At 62.7% G+C, this 13,946-nt stretch carries 13 protein-coding genes; 9 read left to right on the top strand and 4 right to left on the bottom strand.

Annotation, left to right across the window (positions count from 1 at the left end; genetic code table 11):
* Window positions 1-9: 9 nt before the first annotated feature.
* Entirely contained in the window at window positions 10-1,407 is a 1,398-nt protein-coding gene (locus BLJAPNOD_RS05730; protein WP_115419195.1) for a hypothetical protein, read from the bottom strand.
* A 100-nt stretch (window positions 1,408-1,507) separates the two neighbouring features.
* Window positions 1,508-2,299 carry a creatininase family protein gene (locus BLJAPNOD_RS05735; protein WP_115419196.1) on the bottom strand — a complete coding sequence of 264 codons (792 nt, stop codon included), beginning with the start codon at window positions 2,297-2,299 and terminating at the stop codon, window positions 1,508-1,510.
* A gap of 113 nt (window positions 2,300-2,412) precedes the next feature.
* Between BLJAPNOD_RS05735 and BLJAPNOD_RS05740 the strand changes: the two genes are divergently transcribed.
* From BLJAPNOD_RS05740 to BLJAPNOD_RS05750, 3 genes are all read left to right on the top strand, one after another.
* Complete coding sequence (locus BLJAPNOD_RS05740) at window positions 2,413-2,910, top strand: MarR family transcriptional regulator (protein WP_115419197.1); 498 nt, start codon at window positions 2,413-2,415, stop codon at window positions 2,908-2,910.
* A 93-nt stretch (window positions 2,911-3,003) separates the two neighbouring features.
* Window positions 3,004-4,026, top strand: a complete 1,023-nt coding sequence (locus BLJAPNOD_RS05745) for a LacI family DNA-binding transcriptional regulator (protein WP_115419198.1) — start codon at window positions 3,004-3,006, stop codon at window positions 4,024-4,026.
* 25 nt (window positions 4,027-4,051) lie between these two features.
* Window positions 4,052-5,020 carry a 2-hydroxyacid dehydrogenase gene (locus tag BLJAPNOD_RS05750; protein ID WP_115419199.1) on the top strand — a complete coding sequence of 323 codons (969 nt, stop codon included), beginning with the start codon at window positions 4,052-4,054 and terminating at the stop codon, window positions 5,018-5,020.
* On the opposite strand, the gene BLJAPNOD_RS05755 is transcribed toward BLJAPNOD_RS05750, so the two are convergent.
* Window positions 5,017-5,775, bottom strand: coding sequence for a gamma-glutamyl-gamma-aminobutyrate hydrolase family protein (locus tag BLJAPNOD_RS05755; protein ID WP_115421153.1), 759 nt, complete (start codon window positions 5,773-5,775; stop codon window positions 5,017-5,019). The genes BLJAPNOD_RS05750 and BLJAPNOD_RS05755 overlap by 4 nt on opposite strands.
* A 419-nt stretch (window positions 5,776-6,194) precedes the next feature.
* Between BLJAPNOD_RS05755 and BLJAPNOD_RS05760 the strand changes: the two genes are divergently transcribed.
* From BLJAPNOD_RS05760 to BLJAPNOD_RS05785, 6 genes are all read left to right on the top strand, one after another.
* Window positions 6,195-8,504 carry an EAL domain-containing protein gene (locus tag BLJAPNOD_RS05760; RefSeq protein ID WP_115419200.1) on the top strand — a complete coding sequence of 770 codons (2,310 nt, stop codon included), beginning with the start codon at window positions 6,195-6,197 and terminating at the stop codon, window positions 8,502-8,504.
* A gap of 278 nt (window positions 8,505-8,782) precedes the next feature.
* Window positions 8,783-9,505 carry a hypothetical protein gene (locus BLJAPNOD_RS05765; RefSeq protein ID WP_244610881.1) on the top strand — a complete coding sequence of 241 codons (723 nt, stop codon included), beginning with the start codon at window positions 8,783-8,785 and terminating at the stop codon, window positions 9,503-9,505.
* A gap of 188 nt (window positions 9,506-9,693) precedes the next feature.
* A complete protein-coding gene (locus BLJAPNOD_RS05770) occupies window positions 9,694-9,918 on the top strand; it encodes an aa3-type cytochrome c oxidase subunit IV (RefSeq protein WP_077500508.1) in 225 nt (74 codons plus the stop codon).
* Window positions 9,919-10,258: 340 nt separating this feature from the next.
* Window positions 10,259-11,407 carry a Re/Si-specific NAD(P)(+) transhydrogenase subunit alpha gene (locus BLJAPNOD_RS05775; RefSeq protein ID WP_077500510.1) on the top strand — a complete coding sequence of 383 codons (1,149 nt, stop codon included), beginning with the start codon at window positions 10,259-10,261 and terminating at the stop codon, window positions 11,405-11,407.
* On the top strand, window positions 11,407-11,826 hold the full coding sequence (locus BLJAPNOD_RS05780) for a proton-translocating transhydrogenase family protein (protein WP_077500512.1): 420 nt from the start codon (window positions 11,407-11,409) through the stop codon (window positions 11,824-11,826). Before BLJAPNOD_RS05775 ends, BLJAPNOD_RS05780 begins: the two co-directional genes overlap by 1 nt.
* A 9-nt stretch (window positions 11,827-11,835) precedes the next feature.
* Entirely contained in the window at window positions 11,836-13,236 is a 1,401-nt protein-coding gene (locus tag BLJAPNOD_RS05785; protein ID WP_115419202.1) for an NAD(P)(+) transhydrogenase (Re/Si-specific) subunit beta, read from the top strand.
* 169 nt (window positions 13,237-13,405) lie between these two features.
* Here BLJAPNOD_RS05785 and BLJAPNOD_RS05790 read toward each other — a convergent pair whose 3' ends face one another.
* A complete protein-coding gene (locus tag BLJAPNOD_RS05790; protein ID WP_077500516.1) occupies window positions 13,406-13,882 on the bottom strand; it encodes a DUF992 domain-containing protein in 477 nt (158 codons plus the stop codon).
* Between the last annotated feature and the right edge of the window lie 64 nt (window positions 13,883-13,946).

Below are 13,946 nucleotides of genomic sequence, written 5' to 3' on the forward strand. Positions count from 1 at the left end.
CGCCCGGGGTCACGCGGCGTTTGAAGCGTGCATGCCGAGCCGCAGGCGATTGAGCGCGAGCAGGCAGCAAGTTCCGCCGACGACGATCCCGGCCGCGGTGGCGACGTAAGCGGACTGATACGACAGCACGAAGGTGACAATCGTCACTCCGAGGCCCGCGGCGGCGAGAAGGACGGGTGGCCAGGTGAAATCATAGGGCAGGGTGGTCATCAGGCGCAGGCCGATCAAAGATGCGAGTGTAGCGCCGAGCGCGCCGCCCGCCATCAGCGCGGCGGCACTTGGCGCCAGCAGGAAGCCGGCGGCAAGGGCGCCCAGATTGAGCAGTGCGCAGTCGATGGCGGCGAGCGCGAAGATCGCGGTCAGGCGCTGCTTCAGGTGCAGCGGCGTCGGCAGCATGATCTGGGTCAGGACGCGGACGAGCGAAAGCAGGATGACGAACGGGGCCGTCGCGAGGAAGCCGGCTTGCAGATCGGGGGTGATCACCAACCACGTCGCCGGCGTGAGCACAGCGAAGATGCCCGCCGCCATCATCAGCGCGAAACTCGTCAAAAGCGCATAGTATTGCCCGAGCTGGTGGCGAAGCGCCGTGGTTTCCCCGGTCTTGTCGTGCGCGGCGACGATTTCGGGATACTGGATCGCCTGCAGGGCGGAGACGATCAGCACGAAGGGGCGTTGCAACAGGTCGAGCGCAAGCAGCGCACCGGCCGCACCGGCCGGCCCGAGGACCGAGGTGAAGATCGCCTTCAGCGCAAGCGGCGCGAACATAGAAGCGGTGGCGGCGCCTGCCGAAACGCTGCCATAGACGAGGTGCTTTTTCACGCGGGCCATGTCGAGCGGTGCGGAAGGCTGTGGGCCGGACCTGCGCGACAGCAGTGCGGCGAGCAGCGCGTAGAGCGCGTAGCCGGCAAGCAGGCCCATAACCGTCGACAGGAAGGTTGGCGATACCAGCGTGCCGAGCAATGTTCCTGCCGCGAGGATGGTGGCGCGAGACCCCTGAAGCATCGAGAAGGCGCGAAAATCCTGGCGGAAGCGCAGCATGGTCAGGTGCAGGTCGCTGCCGCCTTGGGCGACGGCAACGAGACCGCCGACCAGTGCCACCAGTGGCGTCACGCCGAAGGCGAGCGACACGGCCGCCGCGACAAGACACAAAAGCGCGCAGGCGGCGGCCTCGGCCACGATCGTTCGCCGTTCCGCCGCTTCGTTTTCCGCCGTCTGGCCGGGGTAAAACCGCATGCAGGAGAACCGCACCCATTCGAAGGCGGCGATCGCGCCGAACTGGCTGAGCGAGATGAACAGCGAATAGGCGGCATAGTCGACCGGGGCCAGCCAATGGGCGACGATGATCAACAGGCCGAAGGCGATCAGGGCCTGATAGAAATAGGCGCCGAGCGCGATGATCTTCGCCATGAGGTTCCGGCTTTGCGCCGCCTGTCGTCGTTTGCTGCTGTCTAGGGAAATAGCGCAAAAGCACAAACAAAGTGTTTGCCCGTTCCGGCCGCCTCGTTGCTCAGCCGAGGTCTGCCATGTCGAAATCGGCGACATCGGTCAAAAGCTCGATCACGCCCTTGACCGCATGGGCCAGCAATTGTTCGCCGCGCGCGGCGGTGGCGGCGGATGCATTGCCGGCCACACCCTCGCGGTTGAGGTCGGACATCTTCCAGCCGAAGGCGTGCGGACCATAGGCGCTCAGATGCCTGAAGCGCCTGGCGTAGTCGCTCTGGCGCGAGGGGAAGGCGCGGGCCTTTTCCATGTCGACCTTGTCCGGATGCATCGCCAGCATCACCGAGGTCTCGATATCGCCGCCGTGAATGTCGATCGCCTTGTCTTCGGGTGCGATCCAGCCATCCGGCTGGCCGAAGCGGGTCCAGCTGGTCGCCACCGCCAGCATGCCGAAACGCACCCGAGCCTCGGTCGCAACGATGGTCATCAGGGGCGAATTGCCGCCATGGGCGTTCAGCATCAAGAATTTGCGGATGCCGAGAGCGTGCAGGTCCTCGGCGATGCCGAGCCAGCGGCGCACGGCCTCGTCGTAGCCGAGCGACCGGCTGCCGGCGATATCCATATGCTCGATCGAATAGCCGACCGGTTCTGTCGGCAGGAAGGTCACGGGAAGGGTATTGGGCAGGGCGGCGATTGCGCGCCCGACGATGCCCTCGGCGATCAGCGTATCGGTATCGAAAGGCAGATGCGGGCCATGCTGTTCGTGGGCGCCGAGCGGCAGCACGGCGATCCAGTCGCGCCGGGCCTCTCGCGGAAGATCGGTCGAATTGTCCTGCCATCGCGCCTGGGGCATCGACATTTCTCTTCGATCCTTCACGTCAATTGTCGTAGAAATGTTATTTGAGTCATACAGTTCGTAATCGCAAGCTGTATTGCTATAAATGTCTGAGACGGGATTCGGCAGGAGGTCCAATGGGCAAGAAGAACAAGGCCGAAAAGAAAGGCAAGAACGGCAAGAAGAAGGACGAGCTTCTCGCCGAACCGCACGATCTCGCCTCGATCCTTGTGCAGGCGGCGCGTTCCATGCGTACCGTTCTGTCGCGCAATCTGCTCGAAAGTGGCCTCTATGCCGGCCAGGACGGCGTCATGCTGGCGCTTGCCGAAACGGACGGGCTGACGGCGGGCGGGCTTGCGGTCAAGCTCGGCGTCAAGGCGCCGACGATGACCCGCACCATCGGCCGCATGGAAGCGCAGGGCTTCCTCGAACGCCGGGCTGACGATGACGATGCGCGGCTGACCAAGGTCTTCCTCACCGAGCCCGGGCGCAACCGGCTGCAGACGATCGCCGAGGCCGGGCAGCATTCGGAAAACCTCGCCACGCGCGGCTTGACCGACAAGCAGGTGCGCACGCTGATGAAGCTTTTGCGGGCCGTCGACAGCAATCTGCAGGCCGCACGGGTCGCCGACTGAACGTCGTTTCACGGCGTATTGCGGCGGGGATTTAAACAGTTTAAATAGGATTTAAAATTGAGGGTAGGCAACAAGGCTTAAACAGGGGGCATCGTGGCGCAAAAGGTCAAGCTTTCGACGATCGCGGAAACACTCGGTCTTTCGACTGCAACAGTATCCCTCGCATTGCGTGACAGCCCGTTGGTGGCGACCCTCACACGCGACAAGATCAAGGAACAGGCCCGCGCCCTCGGTTATATCTACAACCGCCGTGCCGCCAGCCTCAGGACGTCGCGCTCCGGCATCATCGGCGTCGTCGTGCACGACATCATGAACCCGTTCTACGGGGAAATCCTGAAGGCGATCGAAGCGGAGCTCGACCGCGACAAGCAGACCTTCATCCTTTCCAACCATTACGATTCGGTCGACAAGCAGCGCGATTTCATCGAGACGCTGCTACAGCTCGGCGGTGACGGCGTCATCATGTCGCCGGCCATCGGCACCCCGCCCGAGGATATCCAGCTTGCCGAGGACAATGGCATGCCGGCGATCCTGATCGCCCGCTCGATCGAGGGGCTCGACGTGCCGATCTTCCGCGGCGACGATGCCTATGGCATCTCGCTGGCGACCAATCATCTGATCGGCCTCGGCCACCGCTGTATCGCCATGGTCGGCGGCACCGACCAGACCTCAACCGGTCGCGACCGCTACCAGGGTTATGTCAACGCCCTGCGCAAGGCCAACATCGAGGTCGATCCGGAGCTGCGCATTCCTGGGCCCCGCTCCAAGCAGGGCGGCTTCGAGGCGGCGGTGCATCTTTTGTCGCTGCCGCAGAAGCCGACCGCGGTCGTTTGCTGGAACGATCTGGTGGCGATCGGCATGATGAACGGCATCGCCCGTGCGGGCCTTGTTCCCGGTGTAGATATCTCCGTCACCGGCTACGATGACCTCGAGGAGGCATCGATCGCGACGCCGGCACTGACCACCGTGTGGAACGGCCAGGCCGATGTCGGCCGCAGTGCGGCGCGCGCGCTTCTCGACAAGTTGTCCGGCAGCCACGAGCCTGACGGTATCCACCTGATCAAGCCGGAAATGCGCATCCGCCAGTCGACCGGCCCGTTGCGCGTCCCCGCCTGAAGATATCCCCATACCAGGAGTGCCCATGTCCGCGAGCCTTCCCCGCATCCTCGTGCCCGGAAAAATCAACGAGCGGGTGCTGCAGCGGCTGCCCGAGATGTTTGAAATCGTCCGACTGGAGCGTCCGGACGCCGGTCTCGTCACGGTCGAGATGGCGGACATCAAGGGCATCGCCGTTTCCGGGCGCGTGCCTGCCGACCTGATGGATGCGCTGCCCGGCCTCGAAGTCGTCGCCAATTTCGGCGTCGGTTATGACGGGGTCGACGTGAAACATGCGGCCTCCAAGGGCATCGTCGTCACCAACACGCCCGATGTGCTGAGCGAAGAGGTTGCCGACACGGCAATCGGCCTGCTGATCAACACCCTGCGCCAGTTGCCGCAGGCGGAAGAGTGGTTGCGGCAGGGACGCTGGGTGCGGGAGGGTGCTTTCCCGCTGTCGCCCTTGTCGCTGCGCGGCCGCACGGTCGGGCTCTACGGCCTCGGGCGCATCGGGCTTGCCATTGCCAAGCGGCTCGAAGCCTTCGGTGTGTCGGTCGCCTACCATACGCGCAACGCACGCGAGGGCCTTGGTTACGCCTATCATCCGACACTCCTAGGCCTTTCTCAGGCCGTGGATACGCTTGTCGTCATCGTTCCCGGGACCGCGGCGACGCGAAAGACGGTCAATGCCGAAGTGCTTTCGGCGCTCGGAAAGAATGGCGTTCTCATCAATGTCGGGCGCGGCTCGACCGTGGACGAGGCAGCGCTGGTCGAAGCCCTCGAGAAAGGCGTAATCGCCGGGGCGGGGCTCGACGTTTTCGACAACGAACCGCATGTGCCGGATGCGTTGCTGGCGCTGCCGAATGTCTCGCTGTTGCCGCATGTGGCATCGGCTTCGGTCGTCACCCGCAACGCCATGGCGGATCTGGTGGTCGACAACCTCAAGGCCTGGTTTTCGACCGGCAAGGCACTGACGCCGGTGCCGGAAACGCATTTCGAGCGACGTGCCCGTTAGGCCGCCATGCGTCTTGCGGCATAGGCGCGAACGGCGTCGCCGAACGCCCTGAACAGGCTCGCCGACGGAGCGTCCGTGCGCACCCAGTATTCCGGATGCCATTGCACCCCGACGGCAAACGCCTTGGCGCCGATCACCGAGACCGCCTCGATCGTGCCGTCGTCGGCAACCGCTTCGACGGCGAGACGCGGCGCGGCGGCGCCGATCGCCTGGCGATGCAGGGAATTGACGCGCACGCGGCCGGCACCCAGCACGGGCGCAAGACAGCTGCCTTCCTTGACGACCACGTCCTGGCGGATCCCATAGGCGACGTCCAGTTCCGAAACGTCGGGCTTGCGATGGTCCCAAACGCCGGGCTGCTCCTGGATTTCCGTTGCAAGCGTGCCGCCGAGAGCGACGTTCAGCTCCTGGATGCCGCGGCAGATGGCAAAGAGCGGCACGCCACGCTCAAGCGCGCGCCGGATCAAAGGCAGGCTCGTGGCATCGCGGCCGGGATCGAAGGGGCCGTCGGTGTCCTTTGCCTCGCGGCCATAGAGCGAGGGATGAACGTTGGAGCGGGCGCCGCTTGCCAAAACGCCGTCGACACGATCGAGGATCTCGTCGATATCGTTGCCGGTCTCGAGCGCCGGAATGAGGAAGGGCATGACGCCGGCGCCTTCAACGGCGGCGCGGACATATTGATTGGCAACGACATGCCAGACATTGCCGTCGAATTCGCGGAAATCGCAGGGGATGGCAACGACAGGTTTCGACATCATCAGGCTCCGTATCTCGCTTTTCAAAGCCTTGCCGCCAGATATGGCCGAAAGTCAACTGGGAAGGTGCATGATCCGGTGGTGATGTGGGCCGGTGCCAGACCCGCGGTCAGCCAGCAGGAATCGATATCTTTTCTTCAGCGTTGGGTAACCACATCCGGAGTGAATCGGTGGATATGATGTTTGCCAAGCAGAATTGCCTTAAATACAATGTCAGAAAGTATAGTGCGGTTTTGTCTATGCATGGTTGTGGACTCATCTATCATTTGTTGGTTTTCACAATACTAGGTTGAGTTCTGGAAAAACTCCCGCTGGGCACTGTTGAAATGTTGCAATACAAGGCGTCGAGCCGGTGTCTTCACGAAATCTTTCGTTAAACCATCGTCTCTAAAAATCCGGAAAACCGGAGCTATGGGTTCATGACGCGCAATGAACGGGGCGCTCTTCCGACGGATGTCTATCTGTCGTCTGTGAGCTCGCTCTACGAACATCGCAGGACTCTGCTGATCGGCATGCTGTCGCATGTCGTGACATTCGCGCTCGTCTATCTCAAGACTTCCGATCCGCTCTATCTCTTCTGCACTGCAGCCATCGTCGTGCTCTGGGTCTTGCGCAACCTCGACATGGCGCGCTTCGATCGCCAGGATTTCTCCAACGCCGACCGGGCGACGGTTCGGAAATGGGAGAACCGCTACATTCTCGGCGGTGTCAGCGTGACGCTTACCTGCGGCATTGCCTGCGGCTACGCGATCGCCGTCAGCCAGGATTCCTTTTCGGAGCTCGCCTGCATCTCCGTCACGCTTGCCTCGATGATTTCGCTGGTCGGGCGAAACTACGGCTCCGAGCGAGCGGTGCTGCTTCTGTCCTCGTCCGCCTGCCTGCCGATCGTGATCGGGCTGATCACGCTGCAGGATCCCTTCATGCTGATCCTGGCCGTTCTGATACTGCCCTTCATCTTCTCGACCTGGATGATGGCCAACAACGTGCGCGCGTTTCTCTATGAAAACGTGCTGGCCGCGCGAGAAATCGCCACGATTGCCGGCCAGTTCGATGCCGCGCTCAACAACATGACACACGGGCTCTTGATGCTCGACCGCGACAACCGGATCGTCGTTGCCAACGAACGCGCCTGCGCGTTGCTGATGCTCGGCGACAAGGCAGACCTCAGGGATCGGCTGCTGGACGACGTCGTGCGTCGCGGTGTGCGCCGCATGTCGCTCAGCGTCGAAGAGACGCGCGCGATCTCGCGGCAGCTCGACCTCTTGATCAAGGGCAAGAAGACCCAGGTTCTGGTGCCGGTCACCAATGACCTGTTTCTCGAGTTTTCGGCAGGCCGGCACGAAAATGGCGAGGTCGTGCTGATTTTCGAGGATGTGACCGCGCGCGTGCAGACCGACAGGCAGATCCTTCAGATGGTTCGCTTCGACACGCTGACCGGTCTGCCGAGCCGCGATTACTTCGCCGAACTCGCCCACAATGCCGTAGCGCTCGAAGGAAAGGGCGACGTCGAGGTCGGCCTGATGGTGCTTGACGTCGCCGAGTTCAAGCACGTCAACGATATGCGTGGCCACATCGTCGGCGACCGGTTGCTGCAGGCGATTGCCGGGCGGTTGAAGACATTGGTCGGCAATACGGCGATCGCCGCCCGGCTTATGGGTGACGAATTCGTTGTCTTCTTCCCCAACAGGATGCATTTGCCCGATCTCGAAGAACAGATGCGCGCTGTCCACGCCGGCATGCGCGGCGCTTATCTGGCTGGTGGCTTCACCTTCAACATGACCATGAGTGCCGGCGTCGTTCTGGTGCCGAGCAGCGCCTTTCGGCTTGAAGAGCTGCAGATCAAGGCTGATCTGGCGCTGTCGGAAACCAAGGCGCGCAACAAGGGCGGCTGCACCCTATTCGAAGACGAGATGGACGCGCGCTATCTCGACCGGCAGAAGCTGAAGAGTGACCTGCGTGACGCAATCAATGCCGGTGCGTTGACGCTTTCCTACCAACCGATGTTCACGCCGAACGGCGCACGCCTCGAATGCTGCGAGGCTTTGGCGCGCTGGACGCATCCCGAGCGCGGGCCGGTGCCGCCGAACGTCTTCATCCAGCTTGCCGAGGAGTTGGGCCTCGTCACCGAGATCACCCGCTTCGCGCTGGAGCAGGCTTGCCGAGACTGCATGAACTGGCCAAGCCACGTGTCCGTCTCGGTCAATCTCTCGGTGCTCGATCTGCGCAGCAATGACATCGTCACCGTGGTGGCAGACACGCTTCGGGCGACGGGTCTCGATGCCTCGCGCCTGCATCTCGAAGTTACCGAAAGCTGCCTGATGGATGAGCCCGCAAAAGTGCAGGCCATTCTTGGGCAACTGCGCGACAGCGGCATAACCATCGCCATCGACGATTTCGGCACCGGCTATTCCAGCCTGAGCTACCTCGACGTGCTGCCGGTCAACATCATCAAGATCGATCGCTCTTTCGTGCGCAACATTCGCGAGGATTCACGCCGCTTCAAGCTGCTGCGCGGCACGGTCAACCTTGGTCGGGCTCTGGGCTTGAAGATCGTTGTCGAAGGCGTGGAGACGGCGGATCAGCTGCAGCTGATCAATGACTACCAATGCGCCGATCTGATACAGGGTTTTCTGTTCGCAGCGCCCATGCCGGCATCCGCCATTGAGGCATTCTGCACGAATGGTGCCCAGAAACCGGTCACCACATCGACGAGCAAGCGCATCGCCTGACGGCGCGGCGTCGCACCTGGCTTCGCCACCCACCCGCCTTTTCCCTCTCGTTGCCTGTGCCTTCGGCCTTCAGGCAGGTGCGGTTGCACGCTTAACCCATCGTTAACTATGAAACTTTACGAAATATTAAGGTTAACAATAGGTTAATGGTAGGTTGTGCCGTTTTGTTGTTGCTGCGGGCCTAGCCGTCAATAGGTTAACGCTTTGTTAACTATGAGGGTCAGGAAATGGGTGAAGGTCTTCACCGGGCGGAGCCTGGGAGTTTTTCTGAGAAGCTGATGCTTCTTCTCGACCGCGTCGAGTATCGGCGGGTCGAGACAGGCGAGGACATGGAGGATATCGCCCGGCTCCGCTACAAGGCCTACAAGGCGGTCAACCTGATGGAGCTAACCGGCTCCACCCTGATCGACGATCTCGATTTCGACAGTCACGCCTATGTCTTCGGCATCTATCTCGACGAGAACCTGGTCAGCACGGTGCGCGTCCATCACGTGACGCCCGAGCACAGGGCCAGCACCTCGGGGCTGATTTTCGCGCCCGAAATCGATGTCTTTCTCGACGCGGGCATGGTGCTGGTCGATCCCGGCCGGTTGGCCGTCGACCCAGATGTCATCGGAGACGAGATGCGGGCGCTTCCCTACCTGACGCTGCGGCCGGTCGCGATGGCCTGCGAATACTTCACCGCCGACCGTTGCCTGACCGCCTGCCGGCCGCGACATGCGGCCTTCTACAAGCGCATCTTCGCCTCCGAGACGGTTGTCGCCAAGCGAGAGAACCTCGGGGTCTACAATGCCGATGGCGCGCTTCTTGTTGCGCAGGTGAGGGGGCAGCGGCCCTCGATCCTCGACCGTTATCCGATCTTCGATTCCGAGCCGTTCGAGCGCCGCCTGATGTTCGCGGATCGCCAGGAGGTGCCGTTCGCGCCCTTGACGATCCTGCCAACGGCGCGCATCGCGCAGAACGGTTCCGGCCGTTCCTACCGCACATCCGTGTTGCGCTAGTTACGCGCGCGGCATATCGCCCCAGGTGGTCGGACACAGCCGCGGGTTTTCGTTGCACCCAGGCCTGGCATTGTGTATGGGCAGCTAATGGACTTCTGCGCGGTTTTCCGCAGAAGTCGTTCGTGGATCAAGGTTGAAGGGCGGCGAGGGCCAGGGGTCGCGCCGCAGCATTCTGGGAGAATTGGACGATGGCTGAGCATCATTCTGGACCGGTCGAAATGGGCGCTCCGATGGATTATGCGGAACACGAGAAGACCTACAACTTCTTCCTCAGTGCAACGAAATACCTCACCCTGTTCTGCGTGGCTCTGCTGATCGCCATGGCCGCCGCCTTCTTCACCACGATGGGCTTCTTCAGCTCGCTGGTGCTGTTCATCCTTCTCAACGTCGCAGGTTTCTTCTTTCTGCGTTAATCGGTACCACTGACACGATTTGCCGAGGACGGGCCGGGTGGAGGCTTGCCCTTGGCTGCCGGACCTGACGTCCGGATTGAAGCCGCATGGCATCGACTGGGAGCGTCGATGGTCTTGCTCAGGCTCATGAAAGTTCGCAGCGCCTCGAAGCGTTCCTTTGAGAACGCTCGGCGCTTTATCCTCACCGCGTGAGGGGGAGTGGAGGGCAGGCCTGGCCTGTCTCCAGGGTAATGTGTGCTTTGCACATGGGAGGGCGCCTGCTCATTTGAGCGGCCGCTTTGCAGTCGGACAGGATGCCCGCATTCCAGCCTTGGCTCGGTTGCGGCCAGGGAGGGGACTTGTGAGCGAAATTGTCTTTATCGCCAAGGAAACGGATCCGAACGAGGGTCGCGTCGCGGCATCGCCGGATAGCGTGAAGAAACTGAAGGGGCTGGGCTTCGACGTCGTTGTCGAGGCCGGCGCCGGGTTTCTGTCGCGCATTCCGGATGCGGAATACGAGAAGGTCGGGGCCAGGATCGGTGCGATTGCCGATGCGAAGACGGCAGATGTCGTCCTCAGGGTCCGCCGGCCGAACAGCGCGGAGATCGCCGGTTACAAATCCGGTGCCATCGTCATCGCCATCATGGATCCCTACGGCAACGAGGATGCTGTCGCCGAAATGGCCAAGGCCGGCCTCAGCGCCTTTGCCATGGAGCTGATGCCGCGTATCACTCGCGCCCAGTCGATGGACGTTCTGTCGAGCCAGGCGAACCTTGCCGGCTATCAGGCGGTGATCGATGCAGCCTACGAATATGACCGGGCGCTGCCGATGATGATGACGGCGGCCGGCACGGTTCCGGCGGCGAAGGTCTTCGTCATGGGCGCAGGCGTCGCCGGCCTGCAGGCGATCGCGACGGCGCGCCGTCTCGGCGCCGTGGTTTCAGCGACCGACGTGCGTCCCGCCGCCAAGGAGCAGGTGGCCTCGCTCGGCGCCAAGTTCATCGCCGTCGAGGACGAGGAATTCAAGGCGGCCGAAACCGCCGGCGGCTACGCCAAGGAAATGTCCAAGGAGTACCAGGCCAAGCAGGCGGCGCTCGTTGCCGAGCACATCGCCAAGCAGGACATCGTCATCACCACGGCGCTGATCCCGGGCCGTCCGGCGCCGCGCCTCGTCACGCGCGAGATGCTGAAGGCCATGAAGCCCGGTTCCGTCGCGGTCGACCTCGCCGTCGAGCGCGGCGGCAATGTCGAGGGCGCCGAAGCCGGCAAGGTTGCCGATGTCGAAGGCGTCAAGGTCGTCGGCCACCTCAACGTGCCTGGCCGGATCGCGGCATCGGCTTCCGGACTCTATGCCAAGAACCTCGTGACCTTCCTCGAGACCATGGTCTCCAAGGAAACCAAGGCGCTGGCACTCAACATGGAAGACGAGCTCGTCAAGGCGACGGCGCTCACCCATGGCGGCGCCATCGTCAACGCGAATTTCGAGCCGAAGAAGAAGGGGGATCTTTGATGGCCAACGAAGCATTGGAAAAAGCGCTCGATGCGCTCGACAAGGCGGTTGCCGCCGTCCAGCAGGCAGCGCTGAACCTGCCCGAAACGGCGGAAGCAGCCGGCGCGCTCGCGCACGGCGCCACCGGCGGCGCGATCGATCCGTTCGTCTTTCGCCTGGCGATCTTCGTTCTGTCGATCTTCGTCGGCTACTACGTTGTCTGGTCGGTAACGCCGGCCCTGCACACGCCGTTGATGGCGGTCACCAACGCGATCTCCTCGGTCATCGTCGTCGGCGCACTGCTCGCGGTCGGCATCTCGGCCTCCGGGCTTGCGACGGGTTTCGGCTTCATCGCGCTCGTGCTCGCCTCGGTCAACATCTTTGGCGGCTTCCTGGTCACCCAGCGCATGCTCGCCATGTACAAGAAAAAAGACAAGTGAGGCCGGCCGATGAACGCTAACTTCGCAGCCTTCCTCTATCTCGTCTCGGGCGTGCTCTTCATCACGGCGCTCCGCGGCCTGTCGCACCCGGCCACCAGCCGCAAGGGCAACACCTACGGCATGGTCGGCATGGGCATTGCCATCGTCACCACGCTGCTGCTGGCCAAGCCCACCTTCGGTGGCTTCCTCTTGATCGTGCTCGGCCTTGCCATCGGCGGCGGTGCCGGCGCGGTGATCGCGCGGCGCATCGCCATGACGTCGATGCCGCAGCTGGTTGCCGCCTTCCACTCGCTTGTCGGCCTCGCGGCAGTCATGGTCGCGGCTGCGGCGATGTACGCGCCGGAAAGTTTCGGCATCGGCACTGTCGGTGACATCCACGCCCAGGCGCTGGTCGAAATGTCGCTCGGCGTCGCCATCGGCGCGATCACCTTTACCGGTTCGATCATCGCCTTCCTGAAGCTCGACGGCCGCATGTCCGGAAAGCCGATCATGTTGACCGGCCGTCACTTCGTCAATGCCGGCCTGGCGATCGCGCTCGTCGTCCTGGTGATCCTGCTGGTCTTCACCCAGAGCACCACCGTGTTCTGGCTGATCGTCGTCTTGTCGCTGGCGCTCGGTGTCCTGATCATCGTCCCGATCGGCGGCGCCGACATGCCGGTGGTCGTGTCGATGCTCAACTCCTATTCGGGTTGGGCTGCGGCCGGCATCGGCTTCACGCTCGGCAACCTGGCGCTGATCATCACCGGCGCGCTTGTCGGCTCGTCCGGTGCGATCCTGTCATACATCATGTGCAAGGGCATGAACCGGTCGTTCATCTCGGTCATCCTCGGCGGCTTCGGCGGCGAGGCAGCGGCAGCCGCTGTCGACGACGGCGTTCAGCGCACTGTCAAGCAGGGTGCCGCCGACGATGCGGCGTTCCTGATGGCCAATGCGTCCAAGGTGATCATCGTTCCGGGCTACGGCATGGCCGTCGCCCAGGCGCAGCATGCGCTGCGCGAACTCGGTGACCAGCTGAAAGCGGCAGGCGTCGACGTGAAATACGCGATCCACCCGGTTGCCGGTCGTATGCCCGGTCACATGAACGTGCTGCTCGCGGAAGCGAACGTTCCCTATGACGAAGTGTTCGAGCTCGAAGACATCAACTCGGAATTCGCCCAGGCGGATGTCGCCTACGTCATCGGCGCCAACGACGTCACCAACCCGGCAGCCCGCGACGACCCGTCGTCGCCGATCTACGGCATGCCGATCCTCGACGTCGACAAGGCCAAGACCTGCCTGTTCGTCAAGCGCTCGCTCGGCTCCGGTTACGCCGGTATCGACAATACGCTGTTCTACAAGGACGGCACCATGATGCTGCTCGGCGACGCCAAGAAGGTGACGGAAGACATCGTCAAGGCGCTGCACGCCTAATCGGCCGTCAGCCACGTTGGAATAGAAAACGCCCGCCAAATTGGCGGGCGTTTTCGTTGGGTGCGTCGAACTGCCGACAAGCGGGCATGTCACTGCACAATTCAGCCTTCCGGACAGCTCGACGCTTGCCGACGATGATCATCTCGTCGGCATTTCGTCAGAGCGACTGTCAACCCGCAGGAGCGAGTGTCAGTTCATCGACGCCGATCGCGATGTTCAGTCCTTCCTGGACCTGCACATTGACCGGCTGCAGCATGAAGGCCTTGTTGGTGCCGCCGCCGATCACCTTTGCGCCGCCGCCAACGGCGAGGCTCGCATCGGCGCCGATACCGTAATACTCGCCGGCAAGTGCATATTCGCTCACCGGCGTGCCGGTCTTGGCCAGCACATCCCAGACCATGGTGCTTTTACCGGTCTTGCCGATATCGATGCCGATCTTGCGAATGGTGCCCGCATAGCTTGCGGCAGGCGCGCCGTTGGCGGGCTTGAAGGTGCAAAGCAGGTTCTTCGTCGAGGTGACGATCATGCCCGTGCCACCGTCCGAACCGCAGACGAGGCGGCCGAGCGCGACATAGTTCTGGGCTGCGGACGGCCCGGCGCAAAGGGCTGCCAGGGCCAGTGTCGCGATGAAGGTCTTCTTGATCATGGCTCAGTCTCCGTTTTTCATTCCCTGAGCAAACGGATGGTGGCCGGGAAGGTTCCGCTCGTTT

This window comes from Ensifer sp. M14 (assembly GCF_003355565.1).
Classification (GTDB): Bacteria; Pseudomonadota; Alphaproteobacteria; order Rhizobiales; family Rhizobiaceae; genus Ensifer.

Excerpts from the sequence above, each read along its gene's own strand:
- BLJAPNOD_RS05730 (WP_115419195.1), bottom strand. The coding sequence starts at position 1,407 with ATGGCGAAGATCATCGCGCTCGGCGCCTATTTCTATCAGGCCCTGATC.
- BLJAPNOD_RS05735 (WP_115419196.1), bottom strand. The coding sequence starts at position 2,299 with ATGTCGATGCCCCAGGCGCGATGGCAGGACAATTCGACCGATCTTCCG.
- BLJAPNOD_RS05740 (WP_115419197.1), top strand. The coding sequence starts at position 2,413 with ATGGGCAAGAAGAACAAGGCCGAAAAGAAAGGCAAGAACGGCAAGAAG.
- BLJAPNOD_RS05750 (WP_115419199.1), top strand. The coding sequence starts at position 4,052 with ATGTCCGCGAGCCTTCCCCGCATCCTCGTGCCCGGAAAAATCAACGAG.
- BLJAPNOD_RS05755 (WP_115421153.1), bottom strand. The coding sequence starts at position 5,775 with ATGTCGAAACCTGTCGTTGCCATCCCCTGCGATTTCCGCGAATTCGAC.
- BLJAPNOD_RS05760 (WP_115419200.1), top strand. The coding sequence starts at position 6,195 with ATGACGCGCAATGAACGGGGCGCTCTTCCGACGGATGTCTATCTGTCG.
- BLJAPNOD_RS05765 (WP_244610881.1), top strand. The coding sequence starts at position 8,783 with ATGCTTCTTCTCGACCGCGTCGAGTATCGGCGGGTCGAGACAGGCGAG.
- BLJAPNOD_RS05770 (WP_077500508.1), top strand. The coding sequence starts at position 9,694 with ATGGCTGAGCATCATTCTGGACCGGTCGAAATGGGCGCTCCGATGGAT.
- BLJAPNOD_RS05780 (WP_077500512.1), top strand. The coding sequence starts at position 11,407 with ATGGCCAACGAAGCATTGGAAAAAGCGCTCGATGCGCTCGACAAGGCG.
- BLJAPNOD_RS05785 (WP_115419202.1), top strand. The coding sequence starts at position 11,836 with ATGAACGCTAACTTCGCAGCCTTCCTCTATCTCGTCTCGGGCGTGCTC.
- BLJAPNOD_RS05790 (WP_077500516.1), bottom strand. The coding sequence starts at position 13,882 with ATGATCAAGAAGACCTTCATCGCGACACTGGCCCTGGCAGCCCTTTGC.